At 69.9% G+C, this 23,572-nt stretch carries 21 protein-coding genes, 4 tRNA genes and 1 pseudogene; 11 read left to right on the plus strand and 15 right to left on the minus strand.

Features of this window, described 5'->3' with window-relative positions; translation table 11 throughout:
• The first annotated feature begins 48 nt into the window (after positions 1-48).
• Entirely contained in the window at positions 49-948 is a 900-nt protein-coding gene (locus tag ABT078_RS24500) for a phosphoribosylaminoimidazolesuccinocarboxamide synthase (protein ID WP_351231162.1), read from the plus strand.
• Positions 949-995: 47 nt separating this feature from the next.
• Here ABT078_RS24500 and ABT078_RS24505 read toward each other — a convergent pair.
• The 8 genes and pseudogenes from ABT078_RS24505 to ABT078_RS24535 form a co-directional block, all read right to left on the minus strand.
• A tRNA-Gly gene (locus ABT078_RS24505) sits at positions 996-1,068 on the minus strand.
• Between the two features lie 22 nt (positions 1,069-1,090).
• Positions 1,091-1,708, minus strand: a complete 618-nt coding sequence (locus ABT078_RS24510; RefSeq protein ID WP_351231164.1) for a response regulator — start codon at positions 1,706-1,708, stop codon at positions 1,091-1,093.
• Between the two features lie 229 nt (positions 1,709-1,937).
• Positions 1,938-2,213: a hypothetical protein gene (locus ABT078_RS24515; RefSeq protein WP_502981290.1), complete on the minus strand. Its 276-nt coding sequence runs from the start codon at positions 2,211-2,213 to the stop codon at positions 1,938-1,940.
• Positions 2,213-2,518: a hypothetical protein gene (locus ABT078_RS42750; RefSeq protein ID WP_502981298.1), complete on the minus strand. Its 306-nt coding sequence runs from the start codon at positions 2,516-2,518 to the stop codon at positions 2,213-2,215. The genes ABT078_RS24515 and ABT078_RS42750 overlap by 1 nt, the downstream gene beginning before the upstream one ends.
• A gap of 189 nt (positions 2,519-2,707) precedes the next feature.
• A pseudogene (locus ABT078_RS42755) lies at positions 2,708-3,144 on the minus strand (ATP-binding cassette domain-containing protein); the annotation flags it as partial.
• 134 nt (positions 3,145-3,278) lie between these two features.
• Positions 3,279-3,351 (minus strand) — tRNA-Gly (locus ABT078_RS24525).
• A 79-nt stretch (positions 3,352-3,430) separates the two neighbouring features.
• Positions 3,431-3,502 (minus strand) — tRNA-Gly (locus ABT078_RS24530).
• A 137-nt stretch (positions 3,503-3,639) separates the two neighbouring features.
• Complete coding sequence (locus tag ABT078_RS24535) at positions 3,640-3,969, minus strand: histone-like nucleoid-structuring protein Lsr2 (protein WP_351231166.1); 330 nt, start codon at positions 3,967-3,969, stop codon at positions 3,640-3,642.
• A 344-nt stretch (positions 3,970-4,313) separates the two neighbouring features.
• Here ABT078_RS24535 and purS point away from each other — a divergent pair, with 344 nt between their 5' ends.
• Genes purS through purL form a run of 3 tightly spaced genes read left to right on the plus strand, consistent with a single transcriptional unit; the run spans position 4,314 to position 7,485 of the window.
• Complete coding sequence (purS, locus tag ABT078_RS24540; protein WP_351231168.1) at positions 4,314-4,559, plus strand: phosphoribosylformylglycinamidine synthase subunit PurS; 246 nt, start codon at positions 4,314-4,316, stop codon at positions 4,557-4,559.
• Entirely contained in the window at positions 4,556-5,236 is a 681-nt protein-coding gene (gene purQ, locus ABT078_RS24545) for a phosphoribosylformylglycinamidine synthase subunit PurQ (RefSeq protein WP_351231170.1), read from the plus strand. Before purS ends, purQ begins: the two co-directional genes overlap by 4 nt.
• Entirely contained in the window at positions 5,236-7,485 is a 2,250-nt protein-coding gene (gene purL, locus ABT078_RS24550) for a phosphoribosylformylglycinamidine synthase subunit PurL (protein WP_351231172.1), read from the plus strand. Before purQ ends, purL begins: the two co-directional genes overlap by 1 nt.
• Before the next feature lie 120 nt (positions 7,486-7,605).
• On the opposite strand, the gene ABT078_RS24555 is transcribed toward purL, so the two are convergent.
• On the minus strand, positions 7,606-8,013 hold the full coding sequence (locus ABT078_RS24555; RefSeq protein ID WP_351231174.1) for a nuclear transport factor 2 family protein: 408 nt from the start codon (positions 8,011-8,013) through the stop codon (positions 7,606-7,608).
• A gap of 139 nt (positions 8,014-8,152) precedes the next feature.
• Between ABT078_RS24555 and ABT078_RS24560 the strand changes: the two genes are divergently transcribed.
• From ABT078_RS24560 to purM, 4 genes are all read left to right on the plus strand, one after another.
• Entirely contained in the window at positions 8,153-8,956 is an 804-nt protein-coding gene (locus ABT078_RS24560) for a maleylpyruvate isomerase family mycothiol-dependent enzyme (protein ID WP_351231177.1), read from the plus strand.
• Between the two features lie 60 nt (positions 8,957-9,016).
• Positions 9,017-9,847, plus strand: a complete 831-nt coding sequence (locus tag ABT078_RS24565) for an META domain-containing protein (protein WP_351231179.1) — start codon at positions 9,017-9,019, stop codon at positions 9,845-9,847.
• A 294-nt stretch (positions 9,848-10,141) separates the two neighbouring features.
• A complete protein-coding gene (purF, locus tag ABT078_RS24570; RefSeq protein WP_351231181.1) occupies positions 10,142-11,659 on the plus strand; it encodes an amidophosphoribosyltransferase in 1,518 nt (505 codons plus the stop codon).
• A 36-nt stretch (positions 11,660-11,695) separates the two neighbouring features.
• Entirely contained in the window at positions 11,696-12,763 is a 1,068-nt protein-coding gene (gene purM, locus ABT078_RS24575) for a phosphoribosylformylglycinamidine cyclo-ligase (protein WP_351231183.1), read from the plus strand.
• Positions 12,764-12,820: 57 nt separating this feature from the next.
• Here purM and ABT078_RS24580 read toward each other — a convergent pair whose 3' ends face one another.
• Together ABT078_RS24580 and ABT078_RS24585 are read right to left on the minus strand one after the other, a co-directional pair.
• Positions 12,821-13,084 (minus strand): DUF3073 domain-containing protein, encoded by a 264-nt coding sequence (locus tag ABT078_RS24580; protein WP_351231185.1) that lies wholly within the window; start codon positions 13,082-13,084, stop codon positions 12,821-12,823.
• A gap of 341 nt (positions 13,085-13,425) precedes the next feature.
• Entirely contained in the window at positions 13,426-14,508 is a 1,083-nt protein-coding gene (locus ABT078_RS24585) for a Leu/Phe/Val dehydrogenase (RefSeq protein WP_351231187.1), read from the minus strand.
• A gap of 156 nt (positions 14,509-14,664) precedes the next feature.
• Between ABT078_RS24585 and ABT078_RS24590 the strand changes: the two genes are divergently transcribed.
• Both ABT078_RS24590 and bldC read left to right on the plus strand, forming a co-directional pair.
• On the plus strand, positions 14,665-15,510 hold the full coding sequence (locus tag ABT078_RS24590; protein WP_351231189.1) for a DUF8083 family protein: 846 nt from the start codon (positions 14,665-14,667) through the stop codon (positions 15,508-15,510).
• A 479-nt stretch (positions 15,511-15,989) separates the two neighbouring features.
• Positions 15,990-16,196 (plus strand): developmental transcriptional regulator BldC, encoded by a 207-nt coding sequence (gene bldC, locus ABT078_RS24595; protein ID WP_003949541.1) that lies wholly within the window; start codon positions 15,990-15,992, stop codon positions 16,194-16,196.
• A 298-nt stretch (positions 16,197-16,494) separates the two neighbouring features.
• On the opposite strand, the gene ABT078_RS24600 is transcribed toward bldC, so the two are convergent.
• The 3 genes from ABT078_RS24600 to hrpA all read right to left on the minus strand — a co-directional run bounded on the left by ABT078_RS24600 (position 16,495) and on the right by hrpA (position 21,131).
• The gene (locus tag ABT078_RS24600) at positions 16,495-16,731 is read right to left on the minus strand and encodes a DUF6274 family protein (RefSeq protein WP_351231191.1); all 237 of its coding nucleotides are present in this window, start codon (positions 16,729-16,731) and stop codon (positions 16,495-16,497) included.
• Between the two features lie 277 nt (positions 16,732-17,008).
• A tRNA-Asp gene (locus ABT078_RS24605) sits at positions 17,009-17,083 on the minus strand.
• A gap of 97 nt (positions 17,084-17,180) precedes the next feature.
• Complete coding sequence (gene hrpA / locus ABT078_RS24610; protein ID WP_351231193.1) at positions 17,181-21,131, minus strand: ATP-dependent RNA helicase HrpA; 3,951 nt, start codon at positions 21,129-21,131, stop codon at positions 17,181-17,183.
• 184 nt (positions 21,132-21,315) lie between these two features.
• On the opposite strand from hrpA, the gene ABT078_RS24615 reads away from it, so the two are divergent.
• Positions 21,316-21,648 carry a hypothetical protein gene (locus ABT078_RS24615; RefSeq protein WP_351231195.1) on the plus strand — a complete coding sequence of 111 codons (333 nt, stop codon included), beginning with the start codon at positions 21,316-21,318 and terminating at the stop codon, positions 21,646-21,648.
• 21 nt (positions 21,649-21,669) lie between these two features.
• Here the strand turns inward: ABT078_RS24615 and ABT078_RS24620 are convergent, their stop codons facing one another.
• Complete coding sequence (locus tag ABT078_RS24620) at positions 21,670-23,067, minus strand: VCBS repeat-containing protein (RefSeq protein WP_351231197.1); 1,398 nt, start codon at positions 23,065-23,067, stop codon at positions 21,670-21,672.
• Positions 23,068-23,572 lie beyond the last annotated feature (505 nt).

Consider the following 23,572-nt stretch of genomic DNA (forward strand, 5'->3'; position numbering starts at 1 on the left):
CATACGGGAGAATCGAAGCGCTCCTGGATCAATCTACGCGGAGGAACCGTGTCCGGATTCGTAGAAAAGCCCGAGCCGCTTCAGGTTCCGGGTCTGACCCACCTCCACACGGGCAAGGTGCGAGACCTGTACGAGACCGAGGCCGGTGAGCTCGTGATGGTCGCGAGCGACCGGATGTCCGCGTACGACTGGGTGCTGCCCACCGAGATCCCCGACAAGGGACGGGTCCTCACACAGCTGTCCCTCTGGTGGTTCGAGCGCCTCGTGGACCTCGTCCCCAACCATGTGATCTCCACCGACCTCCCGGCCGGGGCCCCCGCCGACTGGGCGGGCCGCACACTCGTCTGCAAGGCCCTGGAGATGGTGCCGGTCGAGTGCGTCGCCCGCGGCTATCTGACCGGCTCCGGCCTCGCCGAGTACGAGCAGTCCCGCACGGTCTGCGGCCTCGCCCTCCCCGAGGGCCTGGTGGACGGATCCGAGCTCCCGGCCCCGATCTTCACCCCCGCCACGAAGGCGGCCGTCGGCGACCATGACGAGAACGTGCCGTACCAGGAAGTCGTCCACCAGGTCGGCGCCGAGAACGCCGCCCTGCTGCGCCAGAAGACCCTCGCCGTCTACGGCCGCGCCCGGGACATCGCCCGCGAGCGGGGGATCATCCTCGCGGACACCAAGTTCGAGTTCGGCTTCGAAGGCGAGCAGCTGATCATCGCCGACGAGGTGCTGACCCCGGACTCCTCGCGCTTCTGGCCCGCCGACCAGTGGCAGCCCGGTCGCGCCCAGCCCTCGTACGACAAGCAGTACGTGCGCGACTGGCTGACCTCCCCGGCCTCCGGCTGGGACCGCAGGAGCGAACAGCCGCCGCCGGCGCTGCCACAGGAGGTCGTGGACGCGACCCGCGCCAAGTACGTGGAGGCGTACGAGCGGCTGACCGGTACGAGCTGGTCCTGAGCACGACGAAGCCCCCGGCCGACCGGCCGGGGGCTTCGTTCGTACAGAGCGGACGACGAGATTCGAACTCGCGACCCTCACCTTGGCAAGGTGATGCTCTACCAACTGAGCCACGTCCGCATGCGCCGTAGCGCGGGAACCACTATACCCAACCTCGCTCGCGTGCGAGGCGCACCGCCGTGTGCCGGTTCTCGGCGCCGAGCTTCGCGGCCGCCGACGACAGGTAGTCGCGGACCGTTCCCTGGGACAGTGAGGCCCGCTCCGCGATCTCCGCGATGGGCGCCCCGTCCCCGGCCGGTTCCAGCACCTCGGCCTCGCGCGCAGTGAGCGGCGAGTCGCCGGCGGAGATGGCGTCGGCGGCCAATTCGGGGTCCACGTAACGGTTTCCCTGGTGGACGGTGCGGATGATCTCGGCGAGCCGCCGGGCGCTGAGGGTCTTCGGCACGAAGCCGCGCACCCCCGCAGCGAGGGCTCGCTTCAGATGCCCGGGGCGACCGTGGCCGGTCACGATCATGGTCCGGCACTCCGGCAGCTCGGCCCGCAGTGATGTGGCCACGTTCACACCCTCGGCGCCCGGCATCTGGAGGTCCGGCACCGCCACATCGGGCCGGTGGGCCCGCGCCATGGCGAGCGCCTCGGGTCCGGAGGCCGCCTCGGCGACGACGACGAGATCGTCCTCAAGCCCGAGCAGCGCGGCGAGCGCTCCCCGGATGAGGTGCTCGTCGTCGGCGAGCAGCACCCGCACGCGGTTCCGGCGCACGTGGTCCTCCCGACCCATGACGTCCTGCTTCCCGCCCCAGCATCCGTCGGCCCGCGCCCGCCCGGCCCGCGGCCGGACACCGGGGAGCCGCCCGGCGGTTCCGGCCGGTCATCGCGGGCGCCGGTCACACCGGTCATGCCCGTCACGCCCATCACGACGGTCACACCCGCCATGCCCGCGGTCCCGGCGAGGATCTCCGTGTGGGTCACCTCGCCCGCCCGCGGCCGCTTCAGCACCAGCTCCTGGCGCCGCGCCGCGCCACGAACGCGGAGTTGAGGTTGACGTACCCGACAAGGATCAGCACCATCCCGATGCCGCCGCTGAGCAGTGCGCCGTGCGGGCTCACACCCGCGCCTTCGAGGTCGAACCTGCCGAGCGAGGACCGCAGCGCGGCCACCATCGCCACGGGCAGGAGCAGCGCGACGAACAGCGCCGTCCGGTTGCGCACCAGAAGCGTCAGCTCGGCCCGCCCGAGCGCGGTCAGCCGTACCGTACCCACCGGCATCACATGCCCACCGTTTCCGTCTGCGCCGTCTCGGCGATGTCGAGGAACGCCTCTTCGAGCGAGGCGGAGCGGGCGTCGAGCCCTGCCGGCCGTACGCCGGACTCGGCCGCCCGGCGCAGCAGTTCACCGAGCGCGGTCTGCAGCTCCCGGGTGCGGGTCTCGATGCGCCGTTCGTCCGCAGCTGCCCGCAGGGTGAGTGGCAGTCGCCCCGCAGGGACGCCCTCAGGAGACGGAAGCGGATACCGGAGGGGCGCGGCGGTCACCTCCGCCGGGGTTCCGGACACCACGATCCGTCCCTGGTGCATGAGCGCCAGGCGATCGGCGAGCGCCTCCGCCTCCTCCAGGTAGTGCGTGGTCAGCAGCACGGTCGTCCCGCCGTCCCGCAGGCGGCGCACCAACTCCCAGGTGCCCCGGCGCCCTTCCGCGGCGAGCCCCGTCGTCGGCTCGTCGAGGAAGAGGACCTCGGGGCTGCCGAGCAGGGCCAACGCCAGATCGAGCCGCCGCCGCTCCCCGCCGGAGAGCTGCTTGACGCGCACGCCGGACCGGCCGCCGGGACCGACCATGTCCAGTGCCTCCGCCACCGGGCGGGCGCCGCTCGTGCAGCCGGCCCACATCCGCACGGTCTCGGTGACCGTCAGCTCGGAGGGAAAGCCGCCTTCCTGGAGCATGACCCGATCCGGGGGCGTACGGCGGCCCGTTCGCAGTACGGGTCCTGCCTGAGCACCCGTACGGTGCAGCCGCTCGGGACGGCCATGCCCTCCAGCAGTTCGACGGTGGAGGTCTTGCCCGCGCCGTTCGTGCCCAGCAGCGCGAACAGCTCACCGCGTGCCACGGAAAAGGTGATTCCGCTCACGGCCTCGAAGCCGCCCGCGCAACTGCGGCGCAGTTCACCGGCTTCGATCACGTGTTTCAAGGAGCCATCGGTCTTCATGCTGCAGGGCTTCCGCCGGAACGGGGCGTCGGGCAGTGCGCGATGTCATCGCCGCAGATGACAAATGTCAGTGCCGATGGCGGGAGGGGAACGAGGAAGGCCCTGGTCGTGATGACCAGGGCCTTCGCTCTCTGAGCGGACGACGAGATTCGAACTCGCGACCCTCACCTTGGCAAGGTGATGCTCTACCAACTGAGCCACGTCCGCATTGCTGCCGCTCAGCTCTCACTGGGCGGTGCGTTCACCACTGTACCTGATCCACCGGAGTGGTCGATGAGTGGTGCGGAGCGGGTGACAGGAATTGCACACTGCGCCTTCCCTCTGGAAGAGGGCTGTTCTGCTACTGAACTACACCCGCACGCTCCGCGAGGTCCGGCCTTCCGGCCTCGCCCCTCGGCGTGATCCAGACTCTAGCCCACCTGCGGGGGTGGAGTGCAACTCGGTTCATCGGCGACGAGGTTCCGGGGGCTCTTCTGCCGGTTTTCCGGGGTGGGTTCAGCTCGCTTCGCGGAAGGCCTCGTAGACCCGCTTGGGGATCCGGCCGCGGGCCGGCACGTCCATCTTGTTGGACTGGGCCCAGGCGCGAACGGCGGCCGGGGCGGGTTCGAGTGCGGTGTGCCGGTACTCCGTGCGGGCCTTGCCCGCGTGCCTGGACGTCTTGCGTCCTGCCGCCACGTACGGGGCGAGCGCGTTGCGCAGTTTCTCTGCATTGGAGGGATTCAGGTCGATCTCGTACGACTTCCCGTCCAGGCCGAACGTGACCGTTTCCGCCGCTTCTCCGCCATCGATGTCGTCGAAGAGCGTGACCACTACGCGCTGAGCCACGGATATCGGTCCTTTCCTGCGGTTTCGCCGTGTCAGGGCCGGTCGGATGCGACCGGATCGCGACCGGATTGCCATCCGGTCGGTGTTGACATGCGGCGGTACCGGTATTCCGGCTGATGCGTGGGCAATGCTGCTTTCCGCTGTATTCCTTTGTACAGCGGTCGGCGTCGCATTGTGAAGCCCAGCCAATTGCATCAGCGTGTCTTCCGCAATGGGGCTGGAAGGTTTTTCTCTGGATTTTCACATGGGGTTTCACCGGGGCTCTCCGGATATCTATGCGCGTAGATTTTTCGGGCGGGTACGCTGAGGGAACCGCCTTCAGCACCACACCACCGGGAGTGCCAGTGGCACGCGTCGTAGTCGACGTCATGCTCAAGCCGGAGATCCTCGACCCGCAGGGGCAGGCGGTGCAGCGCGCACTGCCCCGCCTGGGCTTCGACGGGATCGCCGACGTACGTCAGGGAAAGCGCTTCGAACTCGAGGTGGAAGGGCCCGTCGACGACGCCGCCCTCGCCCGTATCCACAAGATGGCCGAAACGTTCCTCGCCAACACCGTCATCGAGGACTTCGTCGTAAAGGTGGAGTCGTGACAGCTCGCATCGGAGTCGTCACCTTCCCCGGAACGCTCGACGACCGGGACACACTGCGTGCCGTCCGTATCGCGGGCGCCGAGCCGGTGTCGCTGTGGCACCGCGACAAGGACCTCAAGCAGGTCGACGCGGTCGTCCTTGCCGGTGGCTTCTCCTACGGCGACTATCTGCGAGCCGGAGCGATCTCCCGCTTCTCGCCGGTGATGGAGACGATCATCGACCAGGCGAAGGCCGGAATGCCGGTTCTCGGCATCTGCAACGGTTTCCAGGTGCTCACCGAGACGCACCTGCTCCCCGGTGCGATGCTGCGCAACAACCACCTGCACTTCATCTGCCGTGACCAGAAGCTCCGCGTCGAGAACGCCGGCACCGCCTGGACGACCGACTACGAAGCGGGCCAGGAGATCTCCGTCCCGCTCAAGAACATCGACGGCCGGTACGTGGCGGACGAGCGCGTCCTCGACGAGCTGGAGGCCGAGGGCCGTGTCGCCTTCCGCTACGTCGACATGAACCCCAACGGCTCGCTGCGCGACATCGCCGGCATCACCAACGCCGCCGGCAACGTCGTCGGTCTGATGCCGCACCCCGAGCACGCCGTGGAGCCGCTGATCGGGACCGGCCGCACCGACGGCCTCGGGTTCTTCACCTCGATCCTGAAGAAGCTGGTCAACGTCTGATGACTCTCGACACCGTCAAGCACGCCACCGAGACGCCCGAGGTCGAGCAGCCCTGGAAGGAGCTCGGCCTCAAGGAGGACGAGTACGCGCGCATCCGCGAGATCCTCGGCCGCCGGCCCACCGGCGCCGAGCTCGCCATGTACTCCGTCATGTGGTCCGAGCACTGCTCGTACAAGAGCAGCAAGGTCCACCTGCGCCAGTTCGGCGAGAAGGCCCCCGAGAACGACGCCCTCCTCGTCGGCATCGGCGAGAACGCCGGCGTCGTGGACGTCGGCCAGGGGTACGCGGTCACCTTCAAGGTCGAGTCGCACAACCACCCCAGCTACATCGAGCCGTACCAGGGCGCGGCCACCGGCGTCGGCGGCATCGTCCGCGACATCCTCGCCATGGGCGCCCGCCCGGTCGCCGTCATGGACCCGCTGCGCTTCGGCGCGGCCGACCACCCCGACACCAAGCGCGTCCTGCCGGGCGTCGTCGCGGGCATCGGAGGCTACGGCAACTGCCTGGGCCTGCCGAACATCGGCGGCGAGGTCGTCTTCGACTCCTGCTACCAGGGCAACCCGCTGGTCAACGCCCTGTGCGTGGGCGTCATGAAGCACGAGGACATCCACCTCGCGAAGGCGTCCGGCCCCGGCAACAAGGTGATCCTGTACGGCGCCCGTACCGGCGGCGACGGCATCGGCGGCGTGTCGGTCCTCGCGAGCGAGACCTTCGAGTCGACCGGCCCGGCCAAGCGCCCGGCCGTCCAGGTCGGCGACCCGTTCCAGGAGAAGCTCCTCATCGAGTGCACGCTCGAGATCTTCAAGGAGCAGCTGGTCGCGGGCATCCAGGACCTCGGCGGCGCCGGTCTGTCCTGCGCCACCAGCGAGCTCGCCTCCGCCGGCTCCGGCGGTATGCGGGTCGAGCTCGACACCGTGCCGCTGCGTGACGCGACGCTCTCGCCCGAGGAGATCCTCATGAGCGAGTCGCAGGAGCGCATGTGCGCGATCGTCGAGCCGCGGTACGTCGACCGCTTCCTGGAGATCTGCGAGAAGTGGGACGTCATCGCCACCGTCATCGGCGAGGTGACGGACGGCGAGCGCCTGGAGATCTTCTGGCACGGTGAGCAGATCGTCGACGTGCCGCCGCGGACCGTGGCGCACGAGGGCCCGGTGTACGAGCGCCCCTACGCCCGCCCCGAGTGGCAGGACGCGCTGCAGGCCGACGACGCGGGTGCGCTGCCCCGTCCGGCGACCGCCGAGGAGCTGCGCGCGCAGGTGCTCAAGGTCGTCGCGTCGCCGAACCAGGCGTCGAAGGCGTGGATCACCGGCCAGTACGACCGCTTCGTGCAGGGCAACACCGTGCTCGCCCAGCCCGAGGACTCCGGCATGGTCCGGATCGACCCGGACACCAACCTCGGTGTCGCGGTCGCCACGGACGGCAACGGCCGGTACGCGAAGCTCGACCCGTACACGGGTGCGCAGCTCGCCCTGGCCGAGGCGTACCGCAATGTCGCCGCGTCGGGTGCCAAGCCGCTCGCGATCTCGGACTGCCTGAACTTCGGCTCGCCCGAGGACCCGGCCGTCATGTGGCAGTTCGCCGAGGCCACGCGCGGCCTGGCGGACGGCTGCCTGCAGCTCGGCACGCCGGTGACCGGCGGCAACGTCTCCCTCTACAACCAGACGGGTGAGACGGCGATCCACCCGACGCCGGTCGTGGCGGTCCTCGGTGTGATCGACGACGTCACGCGCCGTACGCCGATCGCCTTCGCCGAGGAGGGCCAGCTGCTCTACCTGCTGGGCGAGACGCGCGAGGAGTTCGGCGGGTCGGCCTGGTCGCAGGTCGTCCACGACCACCTCGGCGGCCTGCCGCCGAAGGTCGACCTGGACCGGGAGAAGCTGCTCGGCGAGATCCTGATCTCCGCCTCCCGCGACGGCATGGTCGACGCGGCGCACGACGTGTCGGACGGCGGCGTGATCCAGGCGGTCACCGAGTCGTGTCTGCGCGGCGGCAAGGGCGCGCGCCTGGTCGTCCCCGACGGCCTCGACGCGTTCACGTTCCTCTTCAGCGAGTCGGCGGGCCGCGCGGTCGTCGCCGTCCCGCGCAGCGAGGAGCTCCGCTTCACCGACATGTGCGGCGCGCGGGGTCTGCCGGCGACGCGGATCGGTGTGGTCGACGGGGACGCGGTGGAGGTGCAGGGCGAGTTCGGCATTCCGCTGAGCGAGCTGCGCACCGCGCACGAGGAGACCATTCCGGCTCTGCTCGCCTGAGGCCTCAGGCCTGACACCTGACGCGCGGCGCCGGGTGCCGGGCGCCCTGCTGGGACCCGTACGCGGCCCCGCTCCCACCCGGGAGCGGGGCCGCGTGCCGTAGGAGCGCGGGCTCCCGGCTCAGGCCGCGGCGGCGTGCCAGAACGCGTCCGACTCGTCGATGTCCTCGACACACTCGTCGATGTCGCTGATCTTGCCGCCGACGATGGTGAAGAACAGCCCGTTGTTCATCTCGATCCCGCGGTCGCCGCACTCGGCGAAGGTCCGGTGGAAGGCCATGACGTGTCCGCGGCCGTCGGCGGACACCGTCCTCAGGTCGTTCCGGTAGGTGCCATGCGTCAGCTCGGCGACCTTCCCGTAGAGCTCCAGCACCGCGTCGCGGCCCTTGTGGTGCCCGGAGACCGGGTTGTTCCCGGGAACGTGGTGGACGACGTCCGCTGTCGTCATGGACGCGAGGGCGTCCCAGTCGCCTTTGCCGAATGCTTCGTAGCCGCGGCGTACGAGGGCGCTGTCCGGGTGCTCAGCCATGATCGTTTCATGCCTTTCGTGCGAGTACGTCCGTGATGGGTCCGCCCTCTCTCATCCTCCGCCGGGTCCGTACCACCTGCCAGGCGGAAGGGGGCGGGCACCTCCCGGGCGAAGCTCCGGGGGAGGCTAGCCTCGCTCCATGCCCCCGGCCAGGAAGCGCACCCGCAGCTATGACTCCGCCAAGATCCGTGCCGCCGTGCTCGCGCAGTTCGGGCATGTGCGGGAGGCGGTGCGGGCGTTGACGCCCGAGCAGCTCGACCTGCCCACGCGGCTCGGCGACTGGACCGTCCGCGAGCTGGCCGCCCACTTCACGCTCGCGGTCGGGTCCGTCGCCCGGACCGCCGGGCAGCCGGAGCCGCCGAAGCGGGACGTCGCGCTGCTGGACTGGCCGTTCACGACGGCCGAGCGGGCCGGGGCGATCGACGAGGACACGCGCGCCGTCACGGAGGCGGCCCAGGACGTCGACGCGCTGCACGCGCTGTACGAGCGCACCGCCGCGGAGCTCGCCGACATCCTGGCGGCGACCTCCGACGACCGGTTGATCCAGGCCCGGATGGGAGTGATGCGGCTCGGTGACTTCCTGGTCACCCGCGTCGTGGAGCTCGTCGTCCACACCGACGACTTCAATGCCGCGACCGGACTCGACGTCCCGTACGACCGGCAGGCGCTCGCCGCCTGCGTACGGCTGCTCGCGGACGCGCTCGCCGTGAAGGCGCCCGGTGGCTCGGTGGAGGTGCGGGTCCCGCCCTACGCCGTGGTGCAGTGCGTCGAGGGGCCCCGGCACACACGTGGCACCCCGCCGAACGTCGTCGAGACCGACCCGCTGACCTGGATCCGGCTGGCGACGGGGCGTACGGAGTGGGGCGAGGCGGTCGGCGCGGCGAAGGTGAGTGCGAGCGGGGAGCGGGCCGACCTGTCCGGGCTGCTGCCCCTGATGGGCTGAGCAGCCGCTCCGGCCGGACCGACGAGGGAACCGCTGTCGCGGCCGCACCGTCACATCGGCATGCGAACCCAGCTGATCGTTCCCGTCGCGGCCGCCGTGACCGCCGTCCTCACGCTCACCGCCTGTGGCACGGATACCGGTGCGGGCGCGGGCTCGGACGGCGCGGGCGGATCCGTACGGCCCGAGGTGCCCGTCACCGGCATCCACTGGACCGTCGAGAGCGTCACCGTCGGCGGGAAGAGGACGGCCGCCCCGGCCGGTGCCCATCTCGAGATCGACACCAAGGACGGGGCCAAGGGGCGTGCCTCGGGCAACAACGGCTGCAACCACTTCGGCGCCGATGTCACGGTCCACGGCGACACGATCACGGTCGGACCGGGCGAGATGACCGAGATCGGCTGCCCGGAGGACCTGGCTGCCTTCGAGAAGGCGATGACCAAGGCGTTCTCCGGCAAGCTCACGGCGAAACTGTCGGACGGGAGCCGGAACCTCACCCTGACGACGGCGAGCGGCGACTCCATCGCCCTGAGCAGGCAGACCGCCGCCCCGCTCGTCGGCACCGAGTGGACGGTCACGTCCCTGCTGACGGGTGACACGGCGGCCTCCCTGCCGGCCGGCACGGAGAAGAAGGCACACTTCGTCTTCGGCAAGGACGGTTCCGTACGCGGCAGCCTCGGCTGCAACACCTTCAGCGGCGCTGCGAAGATCTCCGGATCCGAGATCACCTTCGGCCGGCTGGCCACCACACGCAGGATGTGCCCCCGCCCCGAGACGACCCTGGAGCGGGCCGTGGCCAAGGTCCTGCAGGGCAAGGTGACGTACGAGCTGGAGCACCGCGGCCTGACCCTCACAGCGCAGGGCGGCGAGGGGCTGGCGGCGACGGCCGGCTGATCTCGCGGCCGGGCCCTGTGCGGTCGGCGTGTCGGCGCTCCACGAGCGCGACCGCGCGGTCGGCGAGGGGCTGCGGTGGGCCGGAGCCCCTCGGGGCACGACGTCTCGGCAAAGGGCCTGCCGGGACAGTGCGGAGAGTGATGTGCGGCACGCCCCCGGACGCCCCGCAGCCGCCCGTACAAGCCCCCAAAGGCTTCGTTACGCGGCTTTTGTGGGAACCTCCGAGTCCTTCGGACCCGCTTCCGCGCCGTCCCCAATTCGGACCAGTGGTCGATCTCGCCTACACTCGGTGGCGTGCCACGTGGTGACGGACGACTCAACCACGACCTGCTCCCCGGCGAGAAGGGCCCCCAGGACGCTTGCGGCGTCTTCGGTGTCTGGGCTCCGGGCGAAGAGGTCGCCAAGCTCACGTACTTCGGGCTCTACGCCCTCCAACACCGGGGCCAGGAATCCGCGGGTATCGCGGTCAGCAACGGCTCCCAGATCCTCGTCTTCAAGGACATGGGCCTTGTGTCCCAGGTCTTCGACGAGACTTCCCTCGGCTCCCTCCAGGGGCATATCGCGGTCGGTCACGCCCGCTACTCGACCACCGGTGCCTCCGTATGGGAGAACGCGCAGCCGACCTTCCGGGCCACCGCCCACGGTTCGATCGCGCTCGGCCACAACGGCAATCTGGTGAACACGGCGCAGCTCGCCGAGATGGTCGCCGATCTGCCCCGCAAGGACGGCCGCGCCACCCAGGTCGCCGCCACCAACGACACCGACCTCGTCACCGCGCTGCTCGCCGGGCAGACCGACGCGGACGGCAAGCCGCTGACCGTCGAGGAGGCGGCCGCCAAGGTCCTGCCCGAGGTCAGGGGCGCCTTCTCCCTCGTCTTCATGGACGAGCACACCCTCTATGCCGCCCGCGACCCGCAGGGCATCCGCCCGTTGGTCCTCGGCCGGCTGGAGCGCGGCTGGGTCGTCGCGTCCGAGACCGCCGCCCTCGACATCTGCGGTGCGAGTTTCGTCCGCGAGATCGAGGCGGGCGAGCTCATCGCGATCGACGAGAACGGCTTGCGCACCTCTCGATTCGCAGAAGCGAAGCCCAAGGGCTGTGTCTTCGAGTACGTGTACCTCGCCCGCCCCGACACGGACATCGCCGGGCGCAACGTCTATCTCTCCCGTGTGGAGATGGGCCGCCGCCTCGCGAAGGAAGCGCCCGCCGAGGCCGACCTCGTCATAGCGACGCCCGAGTCCGGCACCCCCGCCGCCATCGGCTACGCGGAGGCTTCCGGCATCCCCTACGGCGCGGGACTGGTCAAGAACGCGTATGTCGGCCGGACCTTCATCCAGCCCTCGCAGACCATCCGCCAGCTCGGCATCCGCCTCAAGCTGAACCCCCTGAAGGAAGTCATCAAGGGCAAGCGCCTGGTGGTCGTCGACGACTCGATCGTCCGCGGCAACACCCAGCGCGCCCTGGTCAGGATGCTCCGGGAGGCCGGCGCCGCCGAGGTCCACATCCGGATCTCGTCGCCGCCCGTCAAGTGGCCGTGCTTCTTCGGCATAGATTTCGCCACCCGTGCCGAGCTCATCGCGAACGGCATGTCCATCGAGGAGATCGGCACCTCGCTCGGCGCCGACTCCCTCGCGTACATCTCCCTCGACGGCATGATCGAGGCGACCACCATCGCCAAGCCGAACCTGTGCCGCGCCTGCTTCGACGGCGAGTACCCGATGGAGCTGCCCGACCCCGAGCTGCTGGGCAAGCAGCTGCTGGAGACCGAGCTGGCGGGCGGCGCCGACGCCGCCGACGCGCTCCGTCGTCCGTAATCAGGCCCCGTTCAACCAATCGAAAGATTTCAGGCAATGTCTGAGACTGCTGGTGCTTCCTACGCGGCTGCGGGTGTCGACATCGAGGCGGGCGACCGCGCCGTCGAGCTCATGAAGGAGTGGGTGAAGAAGACGCGGCGTCCCGAGGTCCTCGGTGGCATCGGCGGCTTCGCCGGCCTCTTCGACGCCTCCGCGTTCAAGCGCTACGAGCGCCCGCTGCTCGCCTCCGCCACCGACGGCGTCGGTACCAAGGTCGACCTGGCCCGTCAGATGGGCGTCTACGACACGATCGGCCACGACCTCGTGGCGATGGTCATGGACGACATCGTCGTCTGCGGAGCCGAGCCCCTGTTCATGACCGACTACATCTGCGTGGGCAAGGTCCACCCGGAGCGAGTCGCCGCCATCGTGAAGGGCATCGCCGAGGGCTGTGTGCTGGCCGGAACGGCCCTGATCGGCGGCGAGACCGCCGAGCACCCGGGCCTGCTGGGTCCGGACGACTTCGACGTCGCCGGCGCCGGTACGGGCGTCGTGGAGGCCGACCGGCTGCTGGGCGCGGATCGTATCCGTACGGGGGACGCGGTCATCGCCATGGCGTCCTCCGGCCTTCACTCGAACGGGTACTCGCTCGTCCGCCACGTGGTGTTCGACCGCATGGGCTGGACGCTCGACCGCGAGATCCCGGAGTTCGGCCGCACCCTCGGCGAGGAGCTGCTGGAGCCCACCAAGATCTACTCGCTGGACTGCCTGGCGCTGACCCGGACCACCGAGGTGCACGCCTTCAGCCACATCACCGGCGGCGGGCTCGCGGCGAATCTGGCCCGCGTCGTCCCCGACGGCCTGCACGCGGCCCTCGACCGGTCCACCTGGGCCCCCGGCGCGGTCTTCGACCTCGTCGGCTCGGCCGGTCAGGTCGAGCGGCTGGAGCTGGAGAAGACCCTCAACATGGGCGTCGGCATGATGGCCGTCGTCCCGGCGGAGTCGGTCGACGTGGCCCTGACGACGCTCGCCGACCGAGGCGTCGACGCCTGGGTCGCCGGTGAGATCACCGAGCGTGGCGAGCACACCACCGGCGCGGCACTGAGCGGCGACTACGCGAGCTGAACAGCACAGAACCCGGTCCGGGGCGAGGCCCCGGGCCGGGTCTGAAGTGTGCAGGCGTCAAGCGCCGCGACGCTGCGACGAGGGACCGGACTCTTCGTCCTCTTCGTCCTCGTCGTCGTTGTACAGCTCCGCGTAGCGGGCGTACGGGTCGTCTTCTTCGTCGTCCTCGAACGGCTCACCATTCGGCGGCTCGCTAGAAATCGGACTCGAAGTCGATGCGCCCAGCTCGTTGGCCAGACGCGACAGGTCAGTCCCGCCGCTGTTGTACTTCAGCTGGCGGGCGACCTTCGTCTGCTTGGCCTTGGCCCGGCCGCGCCCCATGGCTCGACCCCCTCGGTGACGGGGCTCGACGGCCCCAGAGTCTTGACACGCGTTCATGATTCGGAACGGGCTCTCCTCGGAGAGACCGGTCCGTAGAGCTTCAACGGTACCTGCTTCCGCGGCCATACGGTACGCCGCCCGCATGACGTGCCACCTCGCAGAACCCGCGAGGTGCCCTGTCCTCGCTGGTCAACCACGATTTTAACCTCTTCTTGGCGGTCGACCCGCCGACCGGCGTGAGTCTTGTCTCCCCGGTCGGCGGGCATCCGCTCCGTGGCCGTGTCGTGACCGCTTCACCGGCGTCCCCGGTCGCGTCCGCGGTCCCGTCCGTGGCCGCCGGCTCAGCGGCGGCGCGCCTCCGCCATCCGCTGCTCGGCGATCCGGTCGGCCGCGGCGGCCGGCGGAATGCCGTCTTCCTTCGCACGTGCGAATATGGCCAGCGTGGTGTCGAAGATCTTCGACGCCTTCGCCTTGCACCGGTCGAAGTCGAACCCGTGGAGCTCGTCGGCGACCTGGATGACGCCGCCCGCGTTCACGACGTAGTCGGGCGCGTAAAGGATGTGGCGGTCGGCGAGGTCCTTCTCGATGCCCGGGTGCGCCAGCTGGTTGTTGGCCGCGCCGCAGACGATCCGCGCGGTCAGCACGGGGACGCTCGCGTCGTTCAGCGCGCCGCCGAGCGCACAGGGGGCGTAGATGTCCAGGCCCTCGGTGCGGATCAGCGCGTCGGTGTTCTCGGCCACGGCGACCTGCGGGAACTTGTCGGTGATACGGCGCACCGACTCCTCCCGCACGTCCGTGATGACGACCTTGGCGCCGTCCTCCAGCAGATGCTCGACCAGGTAGTGGCCGACCTTGCCGACGCCGGCGACACCGACCTTGCGGCCCCGCAGCGTCGGGTCGCCCCACTCGTGCTGCGCGGAGGCGCGCATGCCCTGGAAGACGCCGTACGCGGTGAGGACGGACGAGTCGCCCGCGCCGCCGTTCTCCGGGGAGCGTCCCGTGGTCCAGCGGTTCTCGCGCGCGACGACGTCCATGTCGGCGACGTACGTGCCGACGTCGCAGGCCGTGACGTAACGGCCACCGAGCGACGCCACGAACCGGCCGTAGGCCAGCAGCAGCTCCTCGGTCTTGATCAGATCCGGGTCCCCGATGATCACGGCCTTGCCGCCGCCGTGGTCGAGGCCGGCCATGGCGTTCTTGTACGACATCCCGCGCGAGAGGTTCAGCGCGTCGGCGACGGCCGCTTCCTCGGAGGCGTAGGGGTAGAAGCGCGTTCCGCCGAGGGCGGGGCCCAGGGCGGTGGAGTGGATGGCGATGACGGCCTTCAGGCCACTGGTGCGGTCCTGGCACAGCACGACTTGTTCGTGGCCCCCCTGGTCCGAGTGGAACAGGGTGTGCAGGACGCCGTCGGTCACATCGGTCACGGTGGTGACTCCCAAGTACGAAGCGGCGGTTTGTGGACCCTCCTGCGGGTGGGGAGGGACCCGGTGGGCAAGAGAGTAAGTCCTACGGGTGCGTAGATCCGACCCAGTGCCGAGGATCACCCCCTCCCGGAGTACGCGCGTGGAAGGATTTGCGACATGCCGGCCGTCACTTCTGTGCTCGTCCCGTACGCCTCCTACCTGCGGGTGTACGAGCCGCTGGCGGCCTTTCCCGAGCCGGAGCGGAGCCACTGGGCGCGCTACGCCCGCAGCGGCCGCACACCCACGGCCCAGGACGAACTCCGGCGCTCCCTGGCGGACTTGCTGCCGACGCCCCCCGTGCCGGTGCCGGTCCACGAGAGCGCGGAGGCCTTCGTCGTCGAGGTGGACGGGGTGGTCTGCGTCTGCCCCTGGCGCACCAGACTGCGCGGCTGGCTGGCGCTGGAGGAGCTGGCCGGCCAGTTGCCCGAGCCCGTGCTGGACGCGGTGCTGCCGCCCGTGGTGCGCGGGCAGGCCGCCGCGGACTACGAGGCGTGGCGCGAGCGCAACCCCGACGCCCGGCCGTGGATCAGGACGGCGGTGTGGCAGGTGCCGGTGCGCTGGTTCGCGCTCTTCGCGGACGAGGAGCGCGAGTACGAGCCCGGGGACGTGCCCGGTGTGCCGCCGCTGCTGCGCTACCGGACGCCGATGGTGCAGGCCAGGCGCAGGCTCGCACGGGCGCTCAAAGCGCTGAGGGAGACGATCGACGAGGGACCCCTGACCGAGGGCCTGGTGGATGTGGGGAAGTGGATGGAGGAATTCCACCCGCGCTCGCTGGTCGAGCTCGACTACGGGGGGCTCGTCCACGCCCTCACCCCTGAGCAGCTCGCCGACGACCGCTCGGCGGCGGACCTCGCCGAGGGGATCGCGGCGCTCAGGGCCGGTGACGGCGACGGCGCGGGCGAGGCGTACGGGCGGCTCGCGGAGCGGTGGCGGGCGGTGCGGGACCGGCAGTTCGCGAACTGACGTTCCGGTGGCGAGCTGCTGAACGGGTGGTGGCGGGACGTAGGTCCCGATCCGGGCCTTTGGCTCAAGCGTGACGGACAGCACTAAGTCGCTCCTTGCGTCCATCGCCCACCCTCGTGCCAAAATAGGACAAGGAGTCCGGGGAGGGTTCCTTCCGCTTACATAAGTGGCGGATTGCTCAGCATTGCACTCTATGGGGGGTCTGACGACTCCTGATCACTCTGTGACTGATCGTCACTGTGACGTGACTGTCCGTTATGGCATGGTCCATCGGCTTCCGCCGCTGATGAACACCTGAGAGGGCAATTCCATCGGTTTGGCCGACGTGGCTGGACAGATGGTGTAGTTGTAGTGCCGAGGACAAGCCGTTCGTCCTATAACCGACTCGGCCCGCGTCTGCCATTTCGGGCAACGCGGGTCAAGGTGCAGAATTTAGAGGAAAGAACCGAGAAGGTTCGGTTCTCCCGAGGAGGCCGCTCATGACCGCTCGCACCCCTGATGCCGAGCCGCTGCTGACCCCGGCTGAGGTTGCCACGATGTTCCGCGTGGACCCGAAGACGGTCACTCGCTGGGCAAAGGCTGGCAAGCTCACGTCCATCCGTACGCTCGGTGGACACCGCCGGTACCGCGAGGCAGAGGTCCGCGCACTGCTTGCGGGTATTCCGCAGCAGCGCAGCGAGGCCTGACACCCCGATAGCAGGGCATAGCCGGGTCCCCCAAGCCCGCAGCCCGAAACAGAGCTCGACACGGCGGGCGCCTGCCCCAACAGGTTTCGTCGTCGATCGCGCTGGACTCCGCCGGGTCCAGCGCGATCTTTTTTGTGCGCCGCGCGGTCGGTGCCGCGGGCCGGCGATGCGCTGGCCAGAGGGTCGCTCGGAGTGGCGGCGAAGCCCTCTCAGAGAGGTGCAATTGCACATATTAAATTGGGTCCTTGTAGGGGGTGCGTAAGCTCCCCCGTTCGGAAAACTTGTGACGTGACTCCCGTCACACGGCCGGAGGCCGTGTCGAGGTGTCGTCCTCGGCGGTCGTCCCGTCCGGCTCGGCGGGTGCCACCGCCTCCGTGGCGTGCGGGCCGTCCGTGGCATCCGTGGCGTCCATGGCGAGGCGCAGCAGTCGATGGCACACCGGACAGTGCCGGGTGAAGTGCCGGTAGCCCGAGACGGCCGCCAGATGGGCGCGCAGCAGCGCCCGGGTCTCGTGCCTCGCTGTGGATGCCGCCATGCGCCACCTCCGCGGTCGGGGGCCCCCTACCCCTGTCTTGACTGGGTACCGGCGGCAAGTGGCCCCGTCAATACGTCGGAAGGCCCCGCACCAAACGGTGCGGGGCCTTCCGTATTGACGCGGTCTTGACGGGACGTGCCCTGTCCGATGGCGGTTCCCCCGCGGGCGCGGCCCCGAGGGCTGCACGGCAAGCTTCCGCACCGCCTGGTGCAGGAGCGCGCCGGGCCCGCATGACGAAGGCCCCCGCATCAAGCGATGCGAGGGCCTTTCGTTGCTGCGGTCCTGACGGGATTTGAACCCGCGGCCTCCACCTTGACAGGGTGGCGAGCACTCCAAACTGCTCCACAGGACCAGGTTTCGCAGCCCGTTCCTTGGCTGCGAGAGAGACTGTACAGCAGGTCAGACGGTCCGGTCGAACTCAGGCAAGGCAACGGCCGCGTCATGGCCGTTCACGGTGCCGCCGCGTCGATCGCCTTGACGATGCGCTTGTCCGAGACGGGGTACGCCGTGCCCAGGGCGTGGGCGAAGTAGCTCACGCGCAGCTCCTCGATCATCCAGCGGATGTCCAGGACCTCCTGCGGCACCGGCCGCCCCTTGGGCAGCTGCTCCAGGAGCCAGGCGTACTCGTCCTGCATCTCGTGGACCTTCTCCATGCGCGTCGTGTCGCGCTGGACGGCCGTCGGCATCTGCTGGAGCCGGCGGTCGACCGCGATCAGGTAGCGCATCAGGTCGGGCAGTCGCCGCAGGCCCGTCCTCGTCACGAAACCGGCCGGCACGAGGGCCGTCAGCTGCTCCCGGACGTCCTGGACGTTTCTGGCGAGCGCCAGGCTGTTCGTGGCCTTGAGGCGGCGCTCACAGGCCTGCCAGGCGGCCAGGATCTGGCCGACCTGGTCCACGGTCCGCACGGTCGCGTCCACGAGGTCCGCGCGGACCTTGTCATACAGCTTCCGGAACGATTCCTCGTCCCAGGCCGGGCCGCCGCGGTCGGCGATGAGCCTGTCCACCGCCGCGGTCGCGCAGTCGTCGAAGAGCGCCTGGATGGAGCCGTGCGGATTGCGGGAGAGGGCCAGCTTCTGCTGGTTCGTCAGCCGCTCGGACGCGAACTTCGCCGGGTTGACCGGGATGTTCAGCAGGATCAGCTTCCGCGTGCCCTGCCACATCGCCTGGGCCTGCTCGGCCTCGGTGTCGAAGAGGCGTACGGCGACTGTGCCCGCCGCGGCTCCCTCCTGGTCGACGAGGGCCGGGTACGCCTTGACGGGCTGACCCGCGCGCCGGGTCTCGAAGACCTTCGTCAGCGTGCCGATCGTCCAGTCGGTGAGGCCAGTGCGCTCGACGGCGGTGCCGCCCGAACGCTCGGCGGTGGCCGCGGCGGCCTTGGAGAGGGCCTGACGGGCCTTGGGCCGCAGCTGGAGCCGCAGCGTCTCCAGGTCCTTGTCCTCGGCGAGCTTGCGATGGCGCTCGTCGACGATCCGGAACGTGATCTTCAGATGGTCCGGGACCTTCGAGAGATCGAAGTCGTCGCCCGTGACGGGCACGCCGACCATGCGCTGCAGCTCACGCGCCAGCGTGACCGGGAGCGGCTCCTGCAGGGGCACCGCCCGCTCCAGGAACGCCTTCGCGTAGTTCGGCGCGGGCACGTAGTGGCGGCGGATCGGCTTGGGGAGGGAGCGGATCAGCTCCGTGACGACCTCTTCGCGCAGACCCGGGATCTGCCAGTCGAAGCCCTCGTCCGTGACCTGGTTGAGGACCTGGAGCGGGATGTGGACGGTGACACCGTCCGCGTCCGCTCCCGGCTCGAACTGGTACGTGACCGGGAACTTCAGCCGCCCCTGGCGCCACGAGTCCGGGTAGTCGTCCTTGGTGACCGCCCCGGCCTTCTCGTTGATGAGCATCTCGCGCTCGAAGTCGAGGAGCTCGGGCTCCTCGCGGCGCTTGTGCTTCCACCACGAGTCGAAGTGTGCGCCGGAGACCACGTGCTCCGGCACCCGCTGGTCGTAGAAGTCGAACAGCGTCTCGTCGTCGACGAGGATGTCGCGGCGCCGGGCGCGGTGCTCCAACTCCTCGACCTCGGTGAGGAGTCTGCGGTTGTCGGCGAAGAACTTGTGGTGGGTGCGCCAGTCGCCCTCGACGAGCGCGTTGCGGATGAACAGCTCGCGGCTCGTCTCCGGGTCGATCCGCCCGTAGTTGACCTTGCGCTGGGCGATGACCGGGACGCCGTAGAGCGTGACCTTCTCGTACGCCATCACCGCCGCCTGGTCCTTCTCCCAGTGCGGTTCGCTGTATGTGCGCTTGAGCAGGTGACCGGCGAGCGGCTCGATCCACTCCGGCTCGATCTTCGCGTTGACCCTGGCCCAGAGGCGGGACGTCTCGACGAGCTCGGCCGACATGATGAAGCGCGGGGGCTTCTTGAAGAGGGACGAGCCGGGGAAGACGGCGAACTTCGCGCTGCGGGCGCCCAGGTACTCGTTCTTCGCACCGTCCTTCACGTCCTTCATCCCGATGTGGGAGAGGAGCCCGGCGAGCAGCGAGACGTGGACGGACTGCTCCGGGGCGGCAGCGTCCGCCGAAGGCTCTTCGAGATGCATCCCCATCTGCTTGGCGACCGTGCGCAGCTGCGCGTAGATGTCCTGCCATTCGCGGATGCGCAGGAAGTTCAGGTACTCCTGCTTGCACATCCGGCGGAAGCTGGAGGACCCGCGCTCCTTCTGCTGCTCGCGGACGTACCGCCAGAGATTGAGGAAGGCGAGGAAGTCGCTCGTCTCGTCCTTGAACCGGGCGTGCATCTGATCGGCCTGCGCCTGCTTGTCGGCGGGGCGCTCGCGCGGGTCCTGGATGGAGAGCGCGGCCGCGATGACCATGACCTCGCGGACACAGCCGTTCTTGTCGGCCTCCAGGACCATCCGGGCGAGGCGTGGGTCGACGGGAAGCTGGGCCAGCTTGCGGCCCATCGGCGTCAGCCGCTTCTTCGGGTCCTTCTGGGTGGGGTCCAGTGCGCCCAGCTCCTGGAGGAGCTGCACGCCGTCGCGGATGTTGCGATGGTCCGGCGGGTCGATGAAGGGGAACTTCTCGATGTCGCCGAGGCCGGCGGCGGTCATCTGGAGGATGACGGACGCCAGGTTCGTCCGGAGGATCTCCGCGTCCGTGAACTCGGGGCGGGCCTCGAAGTCCTCCTCGGAGTAAAGCCGGACGCAGATGCCGTCGGACGTACGCCCGCAGCGGCCCTTGCGCTGGTTGGCGCTGGCCTGGCTGACGGCCTCGATGGGGAGGCGCTGGACCTTGGTGCGATGGCTGTAGCGCGAGATGCGGGCGGTGCCCGGGTCGATCACGTACTTGATGCCGGGGACCGTCAGCGACGTCTCGGCCACGTTCGTCGCGAGGACGATGCGGCGGCCGGTGTGCGGCTGGAAGACGCGGTGCTGCTCGGCGTGCGAGAGACGGGCGTAGAGGGGGAGGACCTCGGTGTGGCGCAGGTTCTTCTTGAGGAGCGCGTCCGCGGTGTCGCGGATCTCGCGCTCGCCGGAGAGGAAGACCAGGATGTCGCCGGGGCCTTCGGCCTGGAGCTCGTCGACGGCGTCGCAGATGGCCGTGATCTGGTCGCGGTCGGACTCCTCGCTGTCCTCCTCCAGGAGCGGCCGGTAGCGGACCTCGACGGGATACGTACGCCCGCTGACCTCGACGATCGGCGCATCACCGAAGTGGCGGGAGAAGCGCTCGGGGTCGATGGTCGCGGAGGTGATCACGACCTTGAGGTCCGGGCGCTTGGGCAGCAGCTGGGCCAGATAGCCGAGCAGGAAGTCGATGTTGAGGGACCGCTCGTGCGCCTCGTCGATGATGATCGTGTCGTACGCGCGCAGCTCGCGGTCCGTCTGGACCTCGGCGAGCAGGATGCCGTCCGTCATGAGCTTGACGAAGGTGTCCTGGCCCACCTGATCGGTGAAGCGGACCTTCCATCCGACGGCCTCGCCGAGCGGGGTGCGCAGCTCCTCGGCGACGCGCTCCGCGACCGTGCGGGCGGCGATCCGGCGGGGCTGGGTGTGCCCGATCATGCCGCGGACGCCCCGGCCGAGCTCCAGACAGATCTTCGGGATCTGCGTGGTCTTGCCGGACCCGGTCTCACCCGCGACGATCACGACCTGGTGGTCACGTATCGCCGCGAGGATCTCGTCCTTCCTCTGACTGACCGGCAGCTGCTCGGGGTACGAGATCTGCGGCATCCGTGCGGCGCGCTCGGCGGTACGGGCGGCTGCCTTGGCCGCCTCGGCCGCGATCTCGTCCAGCACGGCCTGCCGCGCCTCGGGCTTACGGATCCGGCGGGTGCCTTCGAGCCGCCGGCCGAGCCGGTGCGCGTCGCGCAGCGGGATCTCGGCCAGCTGGGTCTGGAGATCGGCGAAAGTAGACATACGGAGTTCAGGATCGCACCCGCGCGAGCGGACTGGCGAACCCATTTGCGGTGGCGGCGCGGGGTCGCCCGGCCGGATGCGGCCCGGCGGAGTGAGATCGCCCGGCCGGACGAGGCCCGGCGGCCCGTACGATTGCGGCACATCGACCGATTACGGCAGCCGACGACCAGGAGACCGCCCGCCCATGCCCAGCGCCGGCAGCCGCCGGTGCCGCGACGCCTTCGCGGTGGTGGCCGCGCTGGTGGCGGTGCTGCGCGGGGTGCTGCTCGGCAGATTCGGCCGCCCCGAGGAGATCGCGGGCGCCGTCGCGTATCTGGGCGAGTCCGTACGGCGACTACGTCAGGGGCGCCACGCTCCGCGTGGACGGCGGCACGGTCCGCTCGGTGATCCGACCGGGAAGCCGCGTGACGTCACGGAAGGCAGGCGGCCGGCGACGTGCGGGCAGAGTGGACGCCGCCCGCACCGCTGGCACAGATGCCTCCCGCCGAGCCGCAGCGCACCATGCCCCGCCCTGTGATGGGCGGGGCGTGGCCGGAGCTCATGAAGGCGGAAAGCCGCCGACCCAGGGGGAGACCCCGGCCACTCCGAGCTTCCCGGCGGTCAGTTCCACGCTGCCTGTTCCGAGGGGGCGGGTGGAGGTGCCGGGCAGGACCCAGACCGCGCCGCGGTAGTTGTCCTCGCCCTCCGCGCCGATGATCAGGTCAGGATGGCCGTCCGCCTTGACGTCGCCGACCGTCAGCGTGAGACCGAACCCGTCGCCCCTCTCCGACACCCCGGGCACCGACCCGCTCTCCTGCGAGATCTCGTACGAGCCGGCGCCGGGCGTGCCGGTTCTCTGGCCGGGGATGACGACGACGGCTCCAGCCATCGCCTGGCCGTTGCGGTGCTGGCCGGGCACACCGACGATGATTTCGCCGAGGCCGTCGTTGTTCAGATCGGCCACGGCGACGGCCTGGCCGAACTTGTTCTTCTTCGTCGACGTGCCGTAGACGCCGGCCGTGTCCTGGCTGATGTGCACCGGTGCCGCAGCAAGACCGTCCGGGCCGCCGTACCAGAGGGTGATCTCGCCGCCCAGGTGGCCGTTGGTGCCGTTGGCCGGCTCGTCGGGGTCGCCGACGACAAGGTCGTGATAGCCGTCGCCGTTGACGTCTCCGGTCGCGGTGGTCGTGCCGTCGACGGGCAGGGGCCTGCTGCCGTCCACGGGGTCGACGTACACAAGCCCGCCACTGTTGCCACCGACCCGGACCGAAGTGACGATCCGCTCCGCGTGTCCGTCGTGACGGAAGTCCCCGAAGTCGGTGACGGCGACCGAGGGAGTGCTCCAGTTCCGCGATGCCGAGCCGACCGAGCCGTCGCGCTTGAACGTGCCGCTGAGCTCGATCGACCCGTCGTAGCCGCCGACCAGCACACGCGGGCCGCGACTGTCGCGCACCGCGGCGACATCCAGGCCGTACCGGCCGCCCCCGACCACCGGCACGGGGAGCGGGCTCCCGGCGGCCAGGCCGTTCTTTCCACCCCACAACACGGTGACCATGCCGGTGTGCGCGGCGCTCGTGCCCTCGTCGGGTGCGCCGACGACCAGGTCGCTGAAACCGTCCTTGTCCAGGTCGGCGAACGCCGTCGAAGCACCGAAGAGGTCGCCGGCCTCCGCGGTGCCCGGCACGCCGGCGCTGTTCTGGGTGATGACGGCCTTGCGCGCGGTCGAGACCCCGGTCCTGGAGCCATAAAGGACCACGACCGCTCCCGCCCCGACCTTGCCTCCCACCGTCGCCGCAGGCGCCGGGACGACCAGGTCGTGGTAGCCGTCCCCGTTGAAATCCGCCGGCGCGGCAATGGGCTTCGCCATGGCGTCGGCGGGCATGACGACCGAGCCGACCACGGCGGCGCAGGACACGGCAACCGCGGTCGCCAGCCTGCCTTTACCAGTTCTCCCCACCCTGTTTCCCCTCCCGATACGCAGTGAGACAACCAGATCGTACGAGTGCATCCGGCTGCTGGAGAGGGCCCGGTACCGATCACCATCGACCGCACGATCTGCGCTTGGCGATCGGCCGGCTCGTCCACCATCGGGCGTCCTCCTTCGGCTCCTGGGCACGGGCGTGGCTGCGCGGCCCTGCTCGCGCGACTGGGGCCGACCGTGGTCGGAACGGGTGTAGCAGACGAGCATCGAAATCGGCCGGTCCCGCTGCATCCCGCCCTACTGGGTGCCTGTCGTGTCGACGTTGCCCACCTCATGCGCGGCCGACCGTCAGCGAAGATGTCCACAGGGATCACCTGACCGTCTGCGAGGACGCGCCCGGCTACGAGGGGAAAGGCGGCCTACGTCCGGCGGCGGCCGACCGGCTTGGCCGGAGGCTCAGGGCCATCCGGCATGATCGGCGCACGCTCTCGTGAGCCGTTGGCGCACCGGTCGGCGCAACCGACACGAGAACACCCCCGCC

This window comes from Streptomyces sp. NPDC002133 (assembly GCF_040296405.1).
Taxonomy (GTDB): Bacteria; Actinomycetota; Actinomycetes; order Streptomycetales; family Streptomycetaceae; genus Streptomyces.

Coding starts and splice junctions, on each gene's coding strand:
- ABT078_RS24580 (WP_351231185.1), bottom strand. CDS start 13,084: ATGGGGCGCGGCCGGGCCAAGGCCAAGCAGACGAAGGTCGCCCGCCAG.
- ABT078_RS24515 (WP_502981290.1), bottom strand. CDS start 2,213: ATGCCGGTGGGTACGGTACGGCTGACCGCGCTCGGGCGGGCCGAGCTG.
- ABT078_RS24600 (WP_351231191.1), bottom strand. CDS start 16,731: ATGGCGGCATCCACAGCGAGGCACGAGACCCGGGCGCTGCTGCGCGCC.
- ABT078_RS24560 (WP_351231177.1), top strand. CDS start 8,153: ATGCCCCCGGCCAGGAAGCGCACCCGCAGCTATGACTCCGCCAAGATC.
- ABT078_RS24590 (WP_351231189.1), top strand. CDS start 14,665: ATGCCGGCCGTCACTTCTGTGCTCGTCCCGTACGCCTCCTACCTGCGG.
- hrpA (WP_351231193.1), bottom strand. CDS start 21,131: ATGTCTACTTTCGCCGATCTCCAGACCCAGCTGGCCGAGATCCCGCTG.
- ABT078_RS24555 (WP_351231174.1), bottom strand. CDS start 8,013: ATGGCTGAGCACCCGGACAGCGCCCTCGTACGCCGCGGCTACGAAGCA.
- purM (WP_351231183.1), top strand. CDS start 11,696: ATGTCTGAGACTGCTGGTGCTTCCTACGCGGCTGCGGGTGTCGACATC.
- ABT078_RS42750 (WP_502981298.1), bottom strand. CDS start 2,518: ATGCACCAGGGACGGATCGTGGTGTCCGGAACCCCGGCGGAGGTGACC.
- bldC (WP_003949541.1), top strand. CDS start 15,990: ATGACCGCTCGCACCCCTGATGCCGAGCCGCTGCTGACCCCGGCTGAG.
- purL (WP_351231172.1), top strand. CDS start 5,236: ATGACTCTCGACACCGTCAAGCACGCCACCGAGACGCCCGAGGTCGAG.
- ABT078_RS24615 (WP_351231195.1), top strand. CDS start 21,316: ATGCCCAGCGCCGGCAGCCGCCGGTGCCGCGACGCCTTCGCGGTGGTG.
- ABT078_RS24565 (WP_351231179.1), top strand. CDS start 9,017: ATGCGAACCCAGCTGATCGTTCCCGTCGCGGCCGCCGTGACCGCCGTC.